Annotated in this window: 17 protein-coding genes; 7 read left to right on the top strand and 10 right to left on the bottom strand. The window is 67.2% G+C overall.

What is annotated here, in order from left to right; all coding sequences use genetic code 11:
• Nucleotides 1-336 precede the first annotated feature (336 nt).
• Nucleotides 337-2,805 (top strand): penicillin-binding protein 1A, encoded by a 2,469-nt coding sequence (locus ACNI65_RS01055; RefSeq protein ID WP_416760705.1) that lies wholly within the window; start codon nt 337-339, stop codon nt 2,803-2,805.
• 154 nt (nt 2,806-2,959) lie between these two features.
• Here ACNI65_RS01055 and cyaY read toward each other — a convergent pair whose 3' ends face one another.
• Nucleotides 2,960-3,292 (bottom strand): iron donor protein CyaY, encoded by a 333-nt coding sequence (gene cyaY, locus ACNI65_RS01050; RefSeq protein WP_416763535.1) that lies wholly within the window; start codon nt 3,290-3,292, stop codon nt 2,960-2,962.
• 120 nt (nt 3,293-3,412) lie between these two features.
• Between cyaY and lptM the strand changes: the two genes are divergently transcribed.
• Nucleotides 3,413-3,550 (top strand): LPS translocon maturation chaperone LptM, encoded by a 138-nt coding sequence (lptM, locus tag ACNI65_RS01045; RefSeq protein ID WP_416760704.1) that lies wholly within the window; start codon nt 3,413-3,415, stop codon nt 3,548-3,550.
• A 52-nt stretch (nt 3,551-3,602) separates the two neighbouring features.
• Here the strand turns inward: lptM and ACNI65_RS01040 are convergent, their stop codons facing one another.
• From ACNI65_RS01040 to ACNI65_RS01010, 7 genes are all read right to left on the bottom strand, one after another.
• A complete protein-coding gene (locus ACNI65_RS01040; RefSeq protein WP_416763534.1) occupies nt 3,603-4,613 on the bottom strand; it encodes an ABC transporter ATP-binding protein in 1,011 nt (336 codons plus the stop codon).
• Between the two features lie 38 nt (nt 4,614-4,651).
• Nucleotides 4,652-5,647, bottom strand: coding sequence for an ABC transporter ATP-binding protein (locus ACNI65_RS01035; RefSeq protein ID WP_416760703.1), 996 nt, complete (start codon nt 5,645-5,647; stop codon nt 4,652-4,654).
• A 20-nt stretch (nt 5,648-5,667) separates the two neighbouring features.
• The gene (locus tag ACNI65_RS01030; RefSeq protein ID WP_416760702.1) at nt 5,668-6,627 is read right to left on the bottom strand and encodes an ABC transporter permease; all 960 of its coding nucleotides are present in this window, start codon (nt 6,625-6,627) and stop codon (nt 5,668-5,670) included.
• On the bottom strand, nt 6,624-7,883 hold the full coding sequence (locus ACNI65_RS01025) for a M20 aminoacylase family protein (protein WP_416760701.1): 1,260 nt from the start codon (nt 7,881-7,883) through the stop codon (nt 6,624-6,626). The genes ACNI65_RS01030 and ACNI65_RS01025 overlap by 4 nt, the downstream gene beginning before the upstream one ends.
• A gap of 1 nt (nt 7,884) precedes the next feature.
• Nucleotides 7,885-8,862 (bottom strand): ABC transporter permease, encoded by a 978-nt coding sequence (locus ACNI65_RS01020; protein WP_416760700.1) that lies wholly within the window; start codon nt 8,860-8,862, stop codon nt 7,885-7,887.
• 256 nt (nt 8,863-9,118) lie between these two features.
• Nucleotides 9,119-10,180: a porin gene (locus tag ACNI65_RS01015; RefSeq protein WP_416760699.1), complete on the bottom strand. Its 1,062-nt coding sequence runs from the start codon at nt 10,178-10,180 to the stop codon at nt 9,119-9,121.
• 346 nt (nt 10,181-10,526) lie between these two features.
• Nucleotides 10,527-11,546 carry a porin gene (locus ACNI65_RS01010; RefSeq protein WP_416760698.1) on the bottom strand — a complete coding sequence of 340 codons (1,020 nt, stop codon included), beginning with the start codon at nt 11,544-11,546 and terminating at the stop codon, nt 10,527-10,529.
• Nucleotides 11,547-11,820: 274 nt separating this feature from the next.
• On the opposite strand from ACNI65_RS01010, the gene coq7 reads away from it, so the two are divergent.
• Nucleotides 11,821-12,480, top strand: coding sequence for a 2-polyprenyl-3-methyl-6-methoxy-1,4-benzoquinone monooxygenase (gene coq7 / locus ACNI65_RS01005; protein ID WP_416760697.1), 660 nt, complete (start codon nt 11,821-11,823; stop codon nt 12,478-12,480).
• Nucleotides 12,481-12,543: 63 nt separating this feature from the next.
• On the opposite strand, the gene ACNI65_RS01000 is transcribed toward coq7, so the two are convergent.
• On the bottom strand, nt 12,544-12,966 hold the full coding sequence (locus ACNI65_RS01000) for an OsmC family protein (RefSeq protein ID WP_416760696.1): 423 nt from the start codon (nt 12,964-12,966) through the stop codon (nt 12,544-12,546).
• 452 nt (nt 12,967-13,418) lie between these two features.
• Between ACNI65_RS01000 and ilvA the strand changes: the two genes are divergently transcribed.
• Both ilvA and ACNI65_RS00990 read left to right on the top strand, forming a co-directional pair.
• Nucleotides 13,419-15,092 (top strand): threonine ammonia-lyase, biosynthetic, encoded by a 1,674-nt coding sequence (gene ilvA / locus ACNI65_RS00995; protein ID WP_416760695.1) that lies wholly within the window; start codon nt 13,419-13,421, stop codon nt 15,090-15,092.
• A gap of 133 nt (nt 15,093-15,225) precedes the next feature.
• A complete protein-coding gene (locus ACNI65_RS00990; protein WP_416760694.1) occupies nt 15,226-16,344 on the top strand; it encodes a nicotinate-nucleotide--dimethylbenzimidazole phosphoribosyltransferase in 1,119 nt (372 codons plus the stop codon).
• A gap of 73 nt (nt 16,345-16,417) precedes the next feature.
• On the opposite strand, the gene ACNI65_RS00985 is transcribed toward ACNI65_RS00990, so the two are convergent.
• On the bottom strand, nt 16,418-17,029 hold the full coding sequence (locus tag ACNI65_RS00985; RefSeq protein WP_416760693.1) for a hypothetical protein: 612 nt from the start codon (nt 17,027-17,029) through the stop codon (nt 16,418-16,420).
• Between the two features lie 61 nt (nt 17,030-17,090).
• Here ACNI65_RS00985 and gspG point away from each other — a divergent pair, with 61 nt between their 5' ends.
• Complete coding sequence (gene gspG, locus ACNI65_RS00980) at nt 17,091-17,522, top strand: type II secretion system major pseudopilin GspG (RefSeq protein ID WP_416760692.1); 432 nt, start codon at nt 17,091-17,093, stop codon at nt 17,520-17,522.
• Nucleotides 17,523-17,576: 54 nt separating this feature from the next.
• Nucleotides 17,577-18,053 carry a type II secretion system protein gene (locus ACNI65_RS00975; protein ID WP_416760691.1) on the top strand — a complete coding sequence of 159 codons (477 nt, stop codon included), beginning with the start codon at nt 17,577-17,579 and terminating at the stop codon, nt 18,051-18,053.
• Nucleotides 18,054-18,065 lie beyond the last annotated feature (12 nt).

Raw genomic sequence — 18,065 nt, 5'->3', positions numbered from 1 at the left:
AACGCTGCGTTGCGTAACATACACGCCACCGGAGGGTGCTAATGCAGCGAAAAACATCCCTCCGATGCCCCTTTCCCGACGGTTTCGCGTCAGATTCACGCAATCCCGAATCCCCCATCGGACACCTTCGTGAGGGATGTCTCGTTGTGAGGAAATGGCCGCCGCGGAGTGTCCACGAAAGCCTCGTCAACTCCTGTAACAGCCTCGGACGTCGATCCGGCTGGCCAGGGCCCATGAGCGGGGCCCTTCCTATAATCGCCGCTCGCGGCCCACGTCGGCACCCGTACAGGCCCTGATAGGGGACGGCCAGGCACGCAAGATTGCACACTCCGGCCCATGCCCTCGAAGAAAACCCCTGAGCCCAGCGAACCCTCCTTCGACGCCCCGTCCGACTCGGGCAAGGGCGGCCGATCCAAGAACGACGACGGCGACACGCCGCGCAAGTCGGCCAAGGCCGGCAAGTCCGGGAAGGCCGGCCGGGGCGACGGTCCGCGCCGCCCCTGGTTCGTCCGGCTGTTGGGCTGGTTCTTCGGCCTGATCCTGGCGGGCGTGGCCGGCGTCGTGCTGCTGGTGGGCATGGCCCTGGCGATCGCCTATCCGCAGCTGCCCGACATCAGCGGGCTCACCGATTACCGGCCCAAGCTGCCGCTGCGCGTGATGTCCAGCGAGGGCCAGCTGCTGGCCGAGTACGGCGAGGAGCGCCGCAGCTACTCCGACATCCGCGAGATTCCCAAGCTGATGCAGGACGCCATCCTCGCCATCGAGGACGCCCGCTTCTATCAGCATGGCGGCGTGGACTACCTGGGCGTGATCCGCGCCGGCATGGCCAACGTCAGCGAGTCCAAGAGCCAGGGCGCGTCGACGATCACCATGCAGGTGGCGCGCAACTTCTACCTGTCCACCGAGAAGACCTTCACCCGCAAGATCTACGAGATCCTGCTGGCGCTGAAGATCGAGAGCGCGCTGCCCAAGGAGAAGATCCTCGAGATCTACATGAACCAGATCTTCCTGGGGCACCGCGCCTACGGCTTCGCGGCCGCGAGCGAGGTCTACTTCGGCAAGCCGCTCAAGGATCTGAGCGTCGCCGAGGCCGCGATGCTGGCCGGGTTGCCGAAAGCACCATCTGCTTACAACCCGATCAACAATCCGCGCCGGGCAGTGTTGCGTCAGCAATACATCATCGACCGGATGCTCGAGATGGGCTTCATCACGCCCGAGCAGCACGCCCAGGCCAAGGCCGAGAAGCTGCGCATCCGACCACCCCAGGAAGCGGCCAGCCACGCCGAGTACGTGGCCGAACTGGCCCGCCAGCTGATCTTCAGCCAGTACGGCGACGAGGCCTACACGCGCGGCCTGAACGTCTATCTGACGCTGCACGCCGATGAGCAGGAGCGCGCCTATCGGGCGTTGCGCCGCGGCATCATGGATTACGAGCGCCGTCAGGTGTACCGGGGGCCCGAGGCCTACGTGGACCTGCCCGCCGATCCCAAGGAACTGGATACCCGCATCGCGGAAGCGCTCTCCGACCACCCCGCCAACGACGAGCTGCTGGCCGCCGTGGTGCTGGAGGCCAGCCCCAAGCAAGTCGTCGCGGCGCTGCAGAGCGGCGAATCGGTGACGATCACCGGCGACGGACTGAAACCGGCCACCTCAGGCCTGTCTGAAAAAGGCAACCCGAAAACGCGCATCCGCCGCGGTGCGGTGATCCGCGTCATCAAGTTGGTCAAGAACACCAAGGACGAGTGGACCATCACCCAGTTGCCCGAGGTCGAGGGCGCGATGGTGGCCATCAACCCGAAGGACGGCAGCGTGCGGGCGCTCGTCGGCGGCTTCGACTACAACAAGAACAAGTTCAACCACGTCACCCAGGCATGGCGCCAACCCGGCTCCAGCTTCAAGCCCTTCATCTATTCATCCGCACTGGAAAAGGGCTTCAACGGCGCCACCGTCGTCAACGACGGGCCCCTGTTCTTCGACGCGACCACCACCGGCAGCCAGCCCTGGGAACCCAAGAACTACGACGGCCAGTTCGAAGGCCCCATGCCCCTGCGCCGCGCGCTGGCCAAGTCCAAGAACATGGTCTCCATCCGCGTGCTGCAATCCGTCGGCGTGAAGTACGCGCAAGACTGGATCACCCGCTTCGGCTTCGACGCCGACAAGCACCCCGCCTACCTGACCATGGCCCTGGGCGCCGGATCCGTCACTCCGATGCAGATGGCTCAGGCCTACTCGGTCTTCGCCAACGGCGGCTACCGGATCGCCCCCCAGCTCGTTCAGCGCATCACGGACCACTCGGGCCGCCTGCTCTACCAACAGCAACCCAAACCCTTCGAGGACTCGCAGCGCGCCATCGAACCGCGCAACGCCTTCCTCATGGACAGCCTCCTTCAGGAAGTCGCCCGCAGCGGCACCGCCGCCCGCACCCAGGCCACCCTCAAACGACCCGACATCTACGGCAAGACCGGCACCACCAACGACTCCATGGACGCCTGGTTCGCCGGGTTCCAGCCCGAGCTCGTCTCCGTGGTGTGGATCGGCTATGACCAGCCGCGCAAACTCGGCGACCGCGAAACCGGCGGCGGCCTCGCCCTCCCCGTCTGGATCGAGTTCATGCAATACGCGTTGAGAAACACGCCCGTGCAGGAAATCCAGCCACCCGAGGGCGTCGTCAACATCAACGGCGAGTGGTACTACGACGAGTTCGCCAACAACAACGGCGTGAAGGCGCTCGGCAACGAGGAACACGTGCCAGCCAATGGCACCGAGGAAGAGAAGAAGAGCATCCTCGATCTCTTCAAGCGCTGACTGTCGTTCTTGGCGGGCAGAGCGCGGACGGACCCAACCGGGCCCCCTCCTCGTCATGTCCTCCTTGGGTACCCTCCCCGGGTACCCAATTCCCCCCAATACTTCCGAAGAGGGGGCCCGGTCGGGTCCGTCCCGGACGACCGAGGTCCGCCCGTCAGGCAGCGGACAGCGTCAACGGCTTGCCACCGTGATGCGATGCCTCTTCAGACAGCCGGGCGAAGAACTCCTTTCCATCCTTCGTGTCCAGCCATCGGCCATCCACGAACTTGAAGTGGTAGCCTCCTCGACGCGACGCCAGCCACAGCTCATGCAGCGGCGGCTGCGTGTTCACCACGATCTTGCTGCGGTCCGGGAAGGCCAGCTCCAGCAAGCCGCCCGTGCGATGCTGGTCGATGTCGATGGTGTCGTCATCCAGCCAGGCATCGATCGTCGATTCAATACTCGCCAGCACGGCATCAGTGCGGGCGTCGTAATCGGCATCGGTCAGCGGGGTCGGAGTCATGGGCAGTGGAAAGCGGACTCGCTAGACTGCGAGCCCATGAAGAACACGAAGACGCGAAGTGTAGGCCTTGCCTCCACCCCCACCCGCCGCCCCAGCGCCAAGGCCATGACGACCCTGATGTTGTGCGCCGCCACCCTCGCCCTCGCCGCCTGCGGTCAGAAACGCCCGCTCCAACTCCCCGAGCACACCAAGCGCCCCGCCGCCGCCCAGCCCGCGGCGTCCGCCGCCAGCGTTCCCAACTGAGCCCGACAAATCCTCAGGGCGAATCCTCAGGTGGGATCCTCAGGTCGGATCCTCAGATCCGTCCCTCCTCCACCGCGTGGCACGCCACACGCACCCCCTTGAGCTCCAGCAGCTGCGGTCGCTCAGCGCTGCAACGCGCGTTCGCATGCGGGCAACGCGGGTGGAAGCTGCACCCGCTCGGGGGATTCAGCGGATTGGGCACCTCACCCTGAACGGGGGTTCTTGAACGGCCCGTCATGTGGATGTCCGGAATCGCATCCAGCAGCATGCGGGTGTACGGATGCCTCGGCGTGGCGAACAGCGTGCGCTTGTCCGCCTGCTCGACGAGCCGCCCCAGATACATCACGCCCACCTGATCCGCGACATGGCGGACCACCGCCAGGTTGTGGGAGATGAACAGATACGTCAGGCCCTGCTTGCGTTGCAGGTCCTTCATGATGTTCAGGACCTGCGCCTGCACCGACACATCCAACGCGGAGGTCGGCTCGTCGCAGACGAGGAACTCGGGTTGCGTGGCCAGCGCGCGCGCGATCGAGATCCGCTGCCGCTGTCCGCCGGAGAACTGATGCGGGAACTTCTCCGCGTCCGCCGGCGAGAGCCCCACCGATTGCAGCAGCTCGCCGACCCGGCGCTTGAGCCCCTCGGCATCGCGCACCAGGCCGTGCTCGCGCAAGGGCTCGGCGACGATGTCCTGGACCTTCCAGCGCGGATTCAGGCTGGCATAGGGGTCCTGGAAGATCATCTGCATGCGTCGGCGCAAGGCCAGCGCCTTCGGACCCTTCAGCGTCGTGGCGATGTCCTCGTCATCGAAACGCACCTCGCCGTGGGTCGGCGTGTAGAGGCCCACCAGCAGGCGCGCCACCGTGCTCTTGCCGCAACCCGATTCCCCCACCAGCGCCAGCGTCTTGCCCTTCTCGATCGAGAAGCTGACGCCATCCACCGCATGGACGAACTGCTTGGGCTTGCGCTCCACCACCCGGTTGAGCCAGGGGGCCGAGACATCGAAGGTCTTGGCCAGGTCGCGCACCTCGACCAACACCTCGCCCGGCGCGGACGACGTCATCGTCGAGGTCGCCGGATGGATCACGTCGCTCGCCACTGTCATGCCACACCTCCGTGCACGGCGGCGACATCGGCCGCATGCAGCCAGCACGCCGCATCGGTGGCGGGCGCTCGCATCAATTCAGGACGCTGCTCGTGGCAACGGTCGAACGCCTTGGGGCAGCGCGGATGGAACGCGCAGCCGGTCGGGATCGCGTTCAGGCGCGGCATCGCACCGTCGATCTGCACGAGACGCTCGCGATCCTCGTCCATCGCGGGGATCGAGCCCATCAGGCCGGAGGTGTAGGGATGCCCGGGGCGGTGGATGACCTCCTGCACCGGACCGATCTCGGCGACCCGCCCCGCGTACATCACCGCCACGCGATCGCAGGTCTCGGCGATCACGCCCATGTCGTGCGTGACCAGCATCACCGCGGCGCCCTGCTCGCGGCACACGCGCTTGAGCAAGGCAATGATCTGCGCCTGGATCGACACGTCCAGCGCGGTCGTCGGCTCGTCCGCGACGATCAGCTTGGGGTCGGCGGCGAGCGCCAGCGCGATGACCACGCGCTGCCGCATGCCGCCGGAGAACTGGTGCGGGTACTGGTCCACGCGCGCCTCGGGCGCCGGGATGCCGGTCGCGGCCAGCAGCTCGATCGCGCGCGCCCGGGCCTGCTTCGCGCTCAGGCCCAGGTGCGTCGTGATGGTCTCCATCAACTGACGGCCCACCGTGTAGAGCGGATTCAGCGAGGTCAGCGGGTCCTGGAAGATCGCGCCGATCTGGCGGCCGCGGATGCGGCGCATCTGGTCTGCCGGCAGGTTGTCGATGCGCTTGCCGTCGAGCAGGATCTCGCCGCCGGCGATGCGCCCGGGCGGCTCCAGCAGGCCGATGATGGCCGCGCCGGTCAGCGACTTGCCGGCGCCGGATTCGCCGACCACACCGAGCACCTCGCCCGGGGCAATGTCGAAGGACACATCGTCCAGCGCGAGCAGCGTGCCGCGGCGGGTGGGGAATTCCACGCGAAGGTGGCGGACTTGAAGCAGCGGTGCGGTCATGAGGCCGTCCATCGAAGACATCAGCGCAGACGGGGATTGAGCGCGTCGCGCAACCAATCGCCCAGCAGGTTCACGGACAGCGCGATGAGCACGAGCATCGCGCTCGGCCAGATCGTGATCCACCACTCGCCGGAGAACAGGAAGTCGTTGCCGATGCGGATCAGCGTGCCCAGCGACGGACTCGTCGGCGGCACGCCCACGCCCAGGAAGGACAAGGTGGCCTCGGTCAGGATGGCCGAGGCCACCTGCAGCGTCGCCAGCACCAGCACCGGCCCGGTGACATTGGGCAGCACATGGCGCCACATGATCGCCAGCGGCTTCACGCCGATCACGCGCGCCGCCTGCACGTATTCCTTGTTGCGCTCCACCAGCGTGGAGCCGCGCACCGTGCGCGCGTACTGCACCCAGCCGGTCAGCGCGATGGCGAGGATCAGGACGGCGAAGGCCAGCGTGTCGTGCGCATCCTTGAACACCACCCGCCCGATGCCGTCGATCAGCAGCGCGATCAGGATGGACGGGAAGGACAGCATCACATCGCAGATGCGCATGATGAAGGCGTCAACCTTGCCGCCGAGGAAACCCGCCATCAGGCCCAGCCCCACGCCGATGATCATCGACAGGATCACCGACGCCACGCCCACCAGCAGCGAGATGCGCGCGCCGTACATGATGGCCGACAGCAGGTCGCGGCCCTGGTCGTCGGTGCCGAGCAGGTACTTGGTGGAGCCACCTTCGATCCACGCCGGCGGCAGCCGCGAGTCCATCAGCTCCAGCGCGGAGAGATCGAACGGGTCATGCGGCGCGATCCAGTTCGCGAAGAGCGCGCACACGAGGCAGACCAGCGCGACGAAGGCCGCCACCATCGCGGTGGGCGATCGGGTGAACGAGTGCCAGACGTCGCCATCCAGGAAGCGGCGCAGCGCGTTGGGCGCCTTGGCCACGGGAGTCGCGGCCGGCGACGGCGGGAGGGAAGCGGTCATGCGGGGATGGGGGCGGGAGAAGCGGTGGAAGCAGGAAGCGGCAGGCCCTGCTCGACGATCGCCGCGAACAGCGCGGAGCCGAGCGGCAGGATCTCGTCATTGAAGTCGTAGCGCGGCTGGTGCAGTCCGCACGGGCCGCCCTGCCCGAGCCGCAGATAGGCGCCGGGCCGGGCCTGCAGCATGAAGGCGAAGTCCTCGGAGCCCATGCTGGGCACGAGCTTGTCGTCGACGTTCTCGACGCCGACCAGCGACTGCGCGACGCGCACCGCGAAGTCGGCCTCGCGCGCGCTGTTGACCGTGGCCGGGTACAGGCGTTGGTAATCGACCTTGGCGCTCGCGCCGAAGCCCAGCGCGACCGATTCGACCAGGCGGCTCATGCGCTCCTCGAGCAGCTGCTGCACCTCGGGCTTGAAGCTGCGCACGGTGCCGGTCAGCTGGGCCATCTCCGGGATCACGCTGAAAGCGCTGGGTTCGCCGGCCTGCATCGAGCACAGGCTCACCACCGCCTGATCGATCGGCGCGATGTTGCGCGAGACCAGGCTCTGAACCGCCGTGATGATGTGACCCGCGATCAGCACCGGATCGACGCTCAGGTGCGGATGCGCGCCGTGGCCGCCGCGTCCCTGGATCGTGATGTTCACGCGATCCGCCGCGGCCATCATCGCGCCGCGGTTCAGCCCGATCTTGCCCGGCGGCAGGTGCGGCCAGTTGTGCATCGCGTAGATCGATTCGACCGGGAATCGGTCGAACAGGCCGTCGGCGATCATCTCGCGCGCGCCGCCATACCCTTCCTCGCCAGGCTGAAAAACGAGCACCGCGGTGCCCGCGAAGCGCCGGGTCTGCGCCAGATGACGGGCCGTTCCCACCAGCATCGCGCAGTGGCCATCGTGCCCGCACGCATGCATGAGGCCGGGCGTCGACGAGCGCCACGGCACATCGTTCTGCTCGCGCAGCGGCAGCGCGTCCATGTCCGCGCGCAGGCCGATGAGCCGCGGCTTGGCGTTCGGATCCTCGCCCGGCAGGCGCTGGCCGTGGATGGTCGCCACGATGCCGGTGCGGCCCAGCCCCTGGTGGATCTCGTCGACGCCGCAGGCCTTGAGCGCCTGGACGATCCGGGCGCCCGTGCGGTGTTCCTCGAAGCCGAGTTCCGGCATCGTGTGCAGCTCACGCCGCAGCGCGACGAGCTCCCCGCGTGCCTCGAACAGCCGCTGGTAGGTGCCCGCCGCGGGGGCGGTCAGGTGCTCCGGAGCGTTCATGTCAATGCGCGCCGCCGCTCACGCGCAAGCGCGGATCGACGGCGAAGTACAGCAGATCGACGACGAGGTTGATCACGACGAAGATCAGCGAGATCAAGCACAAGTAGGCCGCCATCACCGGAATATCGGCGAACTGCACCGCCTGGATGAACAGCAGCCCCATGCCGGGCCATTGAAACACGGTCTCGGTGATGATCGCAAAGGCAATCAGCGATCCCAGCTGCAATCCGGTGATCGTGATCACCGGCACCAGCGTGTTCTTGAGCGCGTGGCCGAAGTAGATCGTCCGGTCGCTCAGCCCGCGGGCCCGGGCGAACTTGATGTAGTCGGCACGCAGCACCTCGAGCATCTCGGCGCGCACGATGCGCATGATCAGCGTCAGCTGGAACACGGCCAGCGTGATGCCCGGCAGCAGCAGATGACGCAGGCCGTCGCCAGTCAGCAGGCCCGTGCTCCACGCCCCGATCATCACCACCTCGCCCCGGCCGTAGCTCGGCAGCCACGCGAGTTGCACCGCGAAGATCAGGATCAGCAGGATGCCGATCAGGAAGGTCGGCAGCGCCACACCGAGCAGCGACAGCGTCATCAGCAGCTGGGAGCCGAAGGTGCCGCGTCTGAGCGCGGCATAGACGCCCAGCGGGATGCCGAACACCAGCGCGATGACGGCCGCCGTGGCGGACAGCTCCAGCGTGGCGGGGAAGCGCTCGGCGATCAGCGCGGAGACCTTGCGGCCCTGCTTCAGGCTCACGCCGAACTCGCCCTGCGCCGCATTGCCGGCGAAGTGCGCGAACTGCACGATGAAGGATTGGTCCAGCCCCAGGTCCTTGCGCAGCTGCTCGCGCTGCTCCGGGGTCGCGTCCTGTCCGAGCAGGTTGTTCACCGGGTCCCCGACGTACTGGAACAGCATGAAAGCGATGAAAGCCACCGTCAGCATGACGACGATGGCCTGCGCCAGACGGCGAAGAATGAAAACCAGCATGGACGAGGGCCTCCGGCGACGGCTTGGGCGCACGGCTCGTGGCCTGCCCTGGCACGACCTGACCCCGGAGGCGAAGACGCTTCAGAAGGGACCCATCATCAAGGAGCGTTCGCCCCCCGGCAAGTGGGTTACTCCTTAACGCGGCATGAACGAGACGTCGCCCGCGCCGACGCCCACCAACGAAAAAACCGCCCGAAGGCGGTTTGGCAGGGAAGCCGGTCGATCGGATCCACGAGGGATCCGACGCTGCGCGGGATCAGAAGCGGTGACGCAGACCGACCATCGCGCCGCCGCGCTTCTCGGCGCCGTTGGAGAAGAGGACCGCGCCGTTGTGCTTGGTGTAGTCCAGTTCCACGTAGGCGTCGGTGCGCTTGGAGAAGGCGTAGTCCGCCACGACCGCGAAGTAGTGACCCTTGCTCTTGGTGTTGGCCAGCGCGGCGCTGTAGTGCGTCTGCGTGGCGTACCAGTAGTGCGCGCCCAGGTTCAGCTGCGGCGTGAGCTGATAGGCGACGCCAGTCGAGATCATGTCGCGCTTCTTCACGTCGTTGGCCGCGGCGTTCAGCACGTTGCCCAGCAGGCCGGCCGTGTAGGCCGCGCCCAGCAGGCCGCCCTGGTCGAACTTGTTCTGCGCCCAGGACAGGTTCAGGTACCACGGGCCGTCGGTGTAGGCACCACCGAGGGTGTAGCCCTTGACCTTCTTGCCCAGGGTGTCCTCGACCTGCAGGTAGGCACCGCCGAAGGCGATCGGTCCTTGCGAGTAACGCAGCAGACCGCCGAAGGACTTGTTCTGCGAGTTGCCTTCGCCAGCCGAGACCTGCAGCTCACCGCGCACGGGGCCGGTCTCGAACAGGTACTTCACCATGTTGTCCTGGCGAGCGCCCATGGACAGGCCGATCTCGGGCTTGTAAGCCTCGATGTAGGGCGAGTACTTGAACGACGCGTAGGTCGAGGTGTAGATGTCGAACAGGATGTTGTACTGACGACCGATCGTGATGCGACCGAAGTCGGCCGACTGGATGCCGACCCACGACTGACGCCAGAAGTCCGCGGCCGCCACGGTGCCGGTGTCGGAGTTCAGACGGTGCTCGAGGTTGGCGATCGCCTTCAGGCCACCACCCATGTCCTCAGTCACGTTCACGCCGAGGCGGCTCTGCGACATGCCGCCGGGGGCGACCGTCTTCTTCGACGAGCCGACGCTGGCGTTGCTGGTGTAGCGCACGGCGGCATCAACGATGCCGTAGAGCGTGACGCTCGATTGGGCCCAGGCGGCGGTGGTGCTGCCTGCCAGGATGGTCAGCGCCAAGGCGGCTTTCTTCATGTGGTGTCTCCTTAGATTGGTTTGGTCGCCGTGATCGATTCTCAGCGAACGCCCCAGATGGAGACGCGTTGTGTTGCACATCGCCCACGCGCACAAACCCTGTCAAGTTTGTGACGACGCCACAGAGGGAAAACCCGCGATCACTCTCTACAAAATCCACAAGAGTGCGTTGCGGCGACACTGCTTGATCCGCCAGGCAAGACCCGGCACCCCAGCGGTGCGTCGGGCCGTTACGGACACGAAACCGGTGTTCGCACGCGCCTTCGCCGCCCACGCCAGCGGCATCGCACAGACGAAAAAAAGCCGCCCCGAGGGGCGGCTTTCGTAGCGCTGATCCCGAAGGGAATCAGAAGCTGTGCTTGATGCCGACGTCGATACCACCCGACTTGCCGCCAACAGCCGACGCCACGGCGTTGTTCTGCACGCGGAAGTTGGAGTTGTCGTTGTCGATGATCGAAGCCGTCGTGTACAGCGCGGTGCGCTTCGACAGGTTGTGCTGGTAGCCGATCGAGAACGCTTGCGCGTCGCCACGAGCTGCCTGCGGGCCCGCGTCAGCGGAACCGTTGGTCTCAGCCTTGGTGTACTGAGCGGTCACCGAACCGGCGGCCGTCACCGGCACCACGGCGCCGATCGTGTACAGGTTCTGCTTGCGCGAACCGAACTTCAGTTGGCTGTACAGGCCGCTGACCTTCACAACCTTGAAGTCGTAGCTGCCGCCCAGCGAGAACTGCTTGAACTTCGAGCCCAGCGAGTCCGTGGTCTGGTAGCCACCAGCGACGTTCAGGTCGCCAGCCTTGTAGCCCAGACGGCCGCCGTACGACTTCTTGCCGTCGGTGCCTTCGCCAGCGGCGATGTCGAACGAGCCGTACACACCGCCCAGGTCGGCCGGCAGGAAGTACTGGACCAGGTTGTCGGCACGGTTGATCGTGTCGATGTTCGAACCCAGCAGGCTGTAGGTGCGGGTCACGTCGCCCAGACCGGTCGTGCTGTACACGTCGAAGTCGTCAACGACCAGGCGGGTCGAGGTCTTGCCACGGCCCAGGCGGACTTCACCGAAGTCGCCCATCAGGCTCACGGAAGCGCGACGGCCCCAGAAGCGGGTGGCGTCAGCCGTGCCGGTGTCGGCAGCCAGGGCGCCTTCCAGCCAGAAGCCAGCCTTCAGGCCGCCACCCAGGTCTTCAACGCCACGGACGCCGATGCGGCTCGAGGAGCTGCCGTCGTTCGTCAGTTGCTTCGTGTCGTTGCCGTTGGCCTTCGTGTAACGGGCGGCCACGTCGATCACGCCGAACAGGGTGACGGACGATTGAGCGGAAGCGGCACCGGCGAAACCAGCCAGCACAGCCAGCGCGACGAGAGATTTCTTCATTAGAGACTCCTAGATCTTCAATGAGGCTGCGGTCGGTAGATCGCCCGCAAACCAAGCTCCTGCAATGAAGCTGTGGTGTATTGCAACAGGTCCGATCACGCCTGACCAGCAGCCACCCCGTAAAAGTCCTGATTTCGTTGGATCAAAGCAACGCGTATGAGGTTAAAGAAATGTGTCATCAGGCATTCGCACAAAGGACCGACCGTAGAGCCCGATCCGCTTGACGCGCGGCTCCTAAACTCCGGCGTCAAGTCCCCGTCAAGCAGCGATCACGATGCAATTCAAGTCCACGAGCCCCGCGCGAATACTCTCCCGAACGGACGCGTGGATTTCCACGATCGACCACAGCCTGAAGACGCTGGCCGGTGTGGCGCCGATGGCACGCCCTGCCCCGGAGCCCCCCACCCCCGACGACACGCTGGACGAATCGCAGCGCCGCGAGGCCGCCGCGCTGATGCGCGTGAACCACGTCGGGGAGATCTGCGCCCAGGCGCTCTATCGCGCGCAGGCGCTCAGCACCCGGGATGACGGGCTGCGACAACACCTGGAACACGCGGCGCAGGAAGAGATCGACCATCTCGCCTGGTGCGCAGGACGGCTGCGCGAGCTCAACGACCGCCCCAGCCTGCTCAATCCGTTGTGGTACGGCGGCGCCTTCGCCATCGGGACGGTGGCCGGATTGATCGGCGACAAGGTCAGCCTGGGTTTCGTCATCGAGACGGAACACCAGGTGGAGGCCCATCTGGCCAGCCACCTCGAGCGGCTGCCCGAGGGCGACCGGAGCTCGCGGGCGATCGTGGCCCAGATGAAGGAAGAGGAAGCCCGCCACGCCGGCGAGGCCCGCGCGCTGGGCGGCATCGAGCTGCCGGCGCCGGTCCGCGGCCTGATGCGGATGGCCGCCAAGGTCATGACCCGGACGGCCCACCGTATATAGAAAGCGGAGAACGCCCGGGAGCCCGGCACGAGATCCCGGGCCGCCCAGTCACCGCGCCAGGGCTCAGGCCTCGACGATCTCCACGGAGGTGGTGATCTCCGCCGTCTTCGCCAGCATGATGCTGGCCGAGCAGTACTTCTCGTGGGACAGCTGCACCGCCCGCTCGACGGCCACCTGGGGGAGGCCCTTGCCGGTCACCACGAAATGCATGTGGATCTTGGTGAAGACCTTCGGATCGGTCTCCGCGCGTTCGGCATTCATCTTGACCTGGCAGCCACGGACGTCGTGCCGGCCGCGCTGCAGGATCAGCACCACGTCGTACGCGGTGCAACCACCGGTGCCGGCCAGCACCGTCTCCATCGGCCGCGGCGCCAGGTTGCGGCCGCCGCCGCCCGGCGCGCCGTCCATGTTGATCATGTGACCGCTGCCGGTCTCGGCGACGAAGCTCATGCCGTCCGCGCCCATCCAGTTGATCGTGCATTCCATCGTCGTTCCTTCCAATCGAGCGGCCATCGGCCTCGGCGGGACCATCCTGTCCCCATTTTTCATCCCGCAGTTCGGCACGATGGCCGACTCTGGCGGTGATTTTGCGCATTTAGAGACCCGACTCCACAGCCGGACACCCTGAAAAATATTGCAGCGCAACATGCATCGCCCTAGAATTCTAGGCATGCGATAGCGCTACCCCAGCTTGTGGGGTCAGCCTCGCACCGATTGTCTCCTCCACCGCCTCCATGGTGGATTCAGCCCGAGGCCACAAGCCTCGGGCTTTTTTTCGTCCGCGCGAGAGCGCCCGACGCAAGCCTCGCTCCTCCAACGGCGAAAGCCCGTGACCGCAAGGCGTCCGGCGCCGACCCGCGCCATGGCTGTCCCTGGCTATCATCATCCGCCCGACTTCCGACGCGTCCCGCGTGGCAGGGGGAACTGGAGGGATTTCCATGGCCGGCACCCGCCGCGCAGCGCGCAAGACCACCTCGCCGGGTTCGGCGGCCAATCAGGCGAGACCGCCAGCCAAATCGGCCAGATCGGCCCGATCGACCGCATCGGCGAGGCCAGCCAAATCCTCCCAAGGGCCGGCGCCCCATCCCGCGTTACTCCCGGCAGATCAGAGTTATCTCCAACGGATTCTTAACGCGAAGGTGTATGAGGTCGCACAGGAAACCTCGCTGGATGCGGCCCGCAATCTCTCCAAGCGCATCGGCAACAAAGTCTGGCTGAAACGCGAGGATCAGCAGCCGGTATTCAGCTTCAAACTGCGGGGTGCCTATAACAAGATGGCAAATCTCGCGCCCGAGCAATTGGCGCGGGGGGTGATTTGCGCGTCAGCGGGTAATCACGCCCAAGGCGTGGCGCTATCGGCGAAGAAACTGGGATGCCGGGCCGTCATCGTGATGCCGGTGACCACGCCCAAGGTCAAGATCGACGCCGTCCAGGCCCTGGGCGGCGAGGTCGTGCTGTCGGGCGAATCGTTCACCGACGCCTACGAACACGCGCTGACGCTCGAACGCGAGCACGGCCTGAGCTTTGTCCATCCGTTCGACGACCCCGACGTCATCGCCGGCCAGGGCACGATCGCCATGGAACTCCTGCGGCAGCACCCCGGCTCCATCGACGCCATCTTCGTGGCCATCGGCGGCGGGGGGCTGATCTCGGGCGTGGCGGCCTACATCAAGGCCGTGCGGCCGGAGATCAAGATCATCGGCGTGCAGACCCGGGACTCCGACGCGATGGTGCGTTCGGTGCGCGCGGGCAAGCGCGTCGCGCTCAGCGACGTGGGGCTGTTCTCCGACGGCACCGCGGTCAAGCTGGTCGGCGAGGAGACCTTCCGCATCTGCCGCGAACTGGTCGACGACTACATCCTCGTGGACACGGACGCCGTCTGCGCCGCGATCAAGGACGTGTTCGTCGACACGCGCAGCATCCTGGAACCCGCCGGCGGGCTGGGCGTGGCCGCGATCAAGCAGTACGCCGCGCAGCACGGGACCAAGGGCCAGACCTACATCGCCATCACCTGCGGCGCCAACATGAACTTCGACCGGCTGCGCTTCGTGGCCGAGCGCGCCGAGGTCGGCGAGGAACGCGAGGCGCTCTACGCCGTGACCATCCCCGAGGAGCGCGGCAGCTTCCGCCGCTTCTGCGAGCTGGTCGGCGGCCGCAGCGTGACGGAGTTCAACTACCGCATCTCCGACCGCAACGAGGCGCACGTCTTCGTCGGCGTGTCGATCAGCAAGCGCGAGGAAGCCGACAAGCTCGCCCGCGGCTTCGAGAAGCATCGCTTCCCGACCGTCGACCTGACCGACGACGAACTCGCCAAGCAGCACGTGCGGCACATGGTGGGCGGACGCACGGAGCTGGCCGAGAACGAACGGCTGTTCCGATTCATCTTCCCCGAGCGGCCCGGCGCGCTGATGCGCTTCCTCTCGAGCATGAGCCCCGACTGGAACATCAGCCTGTTCCATTACCGCAACCAGGGCGCGGACTACGGCCGCATCCTTGTCGGGCTGCAGGTGCCCAAGGGCGATGGCAAGGCGTTCAAGACCTTCCTCGACCAGCTGAACTATCCGTACACCGAAGAGACCGAGAACCCGGTGTACCGGCTCTTCCTGCGCTGAGCCTCACGAGCCGGTCCGCCGGCACCGTTACGCCTTGACACCAACGGCTGCCCCCGGGACATGGGGCAGTGATCGGGCGAGGGGGCAATTGCCAATGGTGGCGGCGCGGCGCGGACCGAGAATGGCGATCCCCATGTCCATCCATCAGTCCCTCATCTCGCCGACCGCCAATCCGGAGCTGGAGCGCGCCCTGCGCCAGCGCCTGGAGCGTCGCTGCACGCTCGCCGGTCGCCTGGGTGAACTGGAGCCGCTGGCGGTCCGGCTGGGCCTGATCCAGGCGACGCAGACGCCCCGGTTCCGCGATCCGACGCTGGTGCTGTTCGCCGCCGACCACGGGCTGGCGGTGGACGGCATCGCGCTGCCCAACGGACGCAGCACGCGCGAACAGGCCTTGCTCGCGCTTCAGCACCGGCTGCCGTCGACCGTGTTCGCGCGCAGCCAGGGCATGCATGTGACGGTCGTGGACTGCGGCATCGCCGAGCCGCTCAGCCCGCAGCAGCGCCTGCTGGCGCGCAAGATCGCGCACGGCACGCGCAACTCGCGCGCCGGTCCGGCGATGACCCTGGACCAGGCGCACGCCGGGGTGCGCGTCGGCATGGAGATCTCCGACAACCTGGCGGGCAACGTGATCGCCTGCGCCGGACTGGGTCAGGGCTCGCTGGAGTCGTCGGCCCTGGTGCTGTCGCGGCTGATGGACATGCCGGTGCAGGACTTCATCACCTCGGGCCCCGACATGCCGCATGACGAGCTGTCGCACCTGATGCTGGTGCTGCAGGGCGCGCAGTCGCGGCACCGCGACGTGCATGAGCCGATGGCGGTGCTTGCCGCGTTCGGCGGGTTCGAGCTGGCCGTGATGGTCGGCGCGATGCTGGTGGCCGCGTCCAAGCGTCAGCTGATCCTGGTGGACGGCATGCCGGCCTGCGCGGCGCTGAAGGTGGCGTCGATGATCGCGCCACCGGTCACCGATTACGCCGTGTTCTGCCGCAGCACCACGCACCGCGGCCTGGACGAGGCCTTGCAGCTCTTCCACGCGGCGGCGCTGCTGGAACTCGGCATGGAATGCGGCGACGGCACGGGCGCGACGCTGGCCTGGCCGCTGGTGCGCTGCGCCGCTGCGCTGCTGACGGAAGTCCAGGATCTGCCCGATGGGCCCATCCACAGCCGGCCGTCCGATCTGCGCGAGACCGGTTCACCGCAGGACGGCGGTCTGCCGTCCGGATCCGGGCGGTCGACGCTGGGCAGCAAGTACTGACCCCCGCGCCGATGCCGGGATCGGCACCGACGCCGGCGCCGGCGCCGACGCCGACGTCAAGCTCGAAGCCGGATTACTTGATCGGATGGGCGCTGCCGTCGCCCGTGGGTTGCGGCAGCGAACCGCCCACGGCGGTCGGCGGCACGATGCCGTCCTGTCCGGGCGCCATGCCCGGGGGTGGCATGCCCTGGCCAGGAACGAAGTTCGGCGGCGCGACACCGCCACCCGGCGCGAGCTGCGGCTGACCCGGCATCGGATCCACACCGCCGGCACCCGGCGCGAGGCTCAGACGCACGCTGACGGCATCGCCGGTCCCCAGTCCGACGTCACGGCGATTGATCTCGATCAATCTCAGGTCACCGTCGACGACCTGCCCGACGCGCACCGGCTTGGGCGGCATGCCGGACACGGCGATCAGCGCGACGCCTTCGCCGGGATGACGACCGGCCGCCGTGGGCGCCACGACGCCCAGCAACTGGTAACGAGAAGATGCAGCTTCGACCGGCATCTCTGCCGCTTTCGCGGCGGCGAGTAGCCGAGTCCAGTCAGCCGGGGCGCCATCGGCGGTCGCGGGACGCGTCATCGCCGGGGCTTGAGGGCCCTTGACCATGAGCACCAGCGCCCAGTACGCGAGGCTGGCCGCGAGCAGCGACCAGACCACGAAGCTTAACCATCGTGCATGCATCCGACGATTATGATGCAGCGCGATGGGCCGCCGCTGGTGGCTCCGCGAGGATTGCAACACCATGCGCCGACCTGACTTCCCGCGCCGCGCGCGCGGCTTCACGCTGATCGAACTGATCGTCGCCATCACCATCGTCGCCGTCATGGGCGCGGTGGTCGTGCCCGCGGTGATGAACCACGTGTCCGAGGCCCGCCGCACCGCGGCCAAGTCCGACGTCGCCACGCTGATGCAGGCGCTCAAGCTCTACAAGATGGACAACGGCCGTTATCCCAACGGCGAGCAGGGCCTGGCCGCGCTGGTGAACAAGCCGGCCAGCGGTCCGGCCGCGCCGAACTGGAAGGTCTACATCGAGAAGCTGCCCAAGGATCCGTGGGGCAATCCGTACCAATACGACAACCCCGGCCTGAAGGGCGAGGTCGATGTGTACAGCCTGGGCGCCGACGGCAAGCCCGGCGGCGAAGGCAACGACGCCGACATCGGGTCCTGGGAATAAGCGCGCGGTCCGCCGCGCGTCTCGCGTCCCCCGCCCCACCGATCGCAGCGAGCCGTGCGCGCGCGTCCGTTCCGCCGCTCGCTCCAGCGCGGCTTCACGCTGATCGAGCTGATCGTGGCGATCACCATCGTGGCGATCGCCAGCGCGACCGTCGCCGTGGCGATGCGTGACCGCGCGGATGTGCAGCTCGAACGTGAGGCGCTGCACCTCGCCTCCGTGCTGGAGACCGCGCGCGCCGAGGCCCGCGCCGCGTCGCTGGACGTGCGCTGGCTGCCCGACGGCGCCGACGGGCGTTACCGGTTCACCGGCCTGCCGCCGGCATTGGTCAGCCGGCTCGCGCTGGACCGCCCCTGGCTGGGCGACGCGCCGGTCGTCGAGATCCAGGGCGCCAGCGCCAATGGCCGCACCCTGCGGCTGGGCCCCGAACCGCTGATCGGCGCGCAACGGGTGACGCTCGTCCGCGGCGAGCACCGCATCAGCCTGGTCACCGACGGCCTGCGGCCGTTCGCGATCGCGAAGGACGGCGCATGAAGCGGCTCCCCA

This window comes from Roseateles sp. So40a, assembly GCF_048081605.1.
Lineage (GTDB): Bacteria > Pseudomonadota > Gammaproteobacteria > Burkholderiales > Burkholderiaceae_C > Roseateles.
Note: the sequence above shows the minus strand (reverse complement) of the source record. Positions and strands in the feature narration are given on the sequence as shown.

What these genes read in the sequence shown, in the direction of transcription:
- ACNI65_RS00985 (WP_416760693.1), bottom strand. Translation starts at nt 17,029, where the DNA reads ATGCATGCACGATGGTTAAGCTTCGTGGTCTGGTCGCTGCTCGCGGCC.
- ACNI65_RS01000 (WP_416760696.1), bottom strand. Translation starts at nt 12,966, where the DNA reads ATGGAATGCACGATCAACTGGATGGGCGCGGACGGCATGAGCTTCGTC.
- ACNI65_RS01020 (WP_416760700.1), bottom strand. Translation starts at nt 8,862, where the DNA reads ATGCTGGTTTTCATTCTTCGCCGTCTGGCGCAGGCCATCGTCGTCATG.
- coq7 (WP_416760697.1), top strand. Translation starts at nt 11,821, where the DNA reads ATGCAATTCAAGTCCACGAGCCCCGCGCGAATACTCTCCCGAACGGAC.
- ACNI65_RS01025 (WP_416760701.1), bottom strand. Translation starts at nt 7,883, where the DNA reads ATGAACGCTCCGGAGCACCTGACCGCCCCCGCGGCGGGCACCTACCAG.
- ACNI65_RS01055 (WP_416760705.1), top strand. Translation starts at nt 337, where the DNA reads ATGCCCTCGAAGAAAACCCCTGAGCCCAGCGAACCCTCCTTCGACGCC.
- ilvA (WP_416760695.1), top strand. Translation starts at nt 13,419, where the DNA reads ATGGCCGGCACCCGCCGCGCAGCGCGCAAGACCACCTCGCCGGGTTCG.
- ACNI65_RS01015 (WP_416760699.1), bottom strand. Translation starts at nt 10,180, where the DNA reads ATGAAGAAAGCCGCCTTGGCGCTGACCATCCTGGCAGGCAGCACCACC.
- ACNI65_RS01040 (WP_416763534.1), bottom strand. Translation starts at nt 4,613, where the DNA reads ATGACGTCGTCCGCGCCGGGCGAGGTGTTGGTCGAGGTGCGCGACCTG.
- ACNI65_RS01035 (WP_416760703.1), bottom strand. Translation starts at nt 5,647, where the DNA reads ATGACCGCACCGCTGCTTCAAGTCCGCCACCTTCGCGTGGAATTCCCC.
- gspG (WP_416760692.1), top strand. Translation starts at nt 17,091, where the DNA reads ATGCGCCGACCTGACTTCCCGCGCCGCGCGCGCGGCTTCACGCTGATC.
- lptM (WP_416760704.1), top strand. Translation starts at nt 3,413, where the DNA reads ATGACGACCCTGATGTTGTGCGCCGCCACCCTCGCCCTCGCCGCCTGC.
- ACNI65_RS01030 (WP_416760702.1), bottom strand. Translation starts at nt 6,627, where the DNA reads ATGACCGCTTCCCTCCCGCCGTCGCCGGCCGCGACTCCCGTGGCCAAG.
- ACNI65_RS01010 (WP_416760698.1), bottom strand. Translation starts at nt 11,546, where the DNA reads ATGAAGAAATCTCTCGTCGCGCTGGCTGTGCTGGCTGGTTTCGCCGGT.
- ACNI65_RS00990 (WP_416760694.1), top strand. Translation starts at nt 15,226, where the DNA reads ATGTCCATCCATCAGTCCCTCATCTCGCCGACCGCCAATCCGGAGCTG.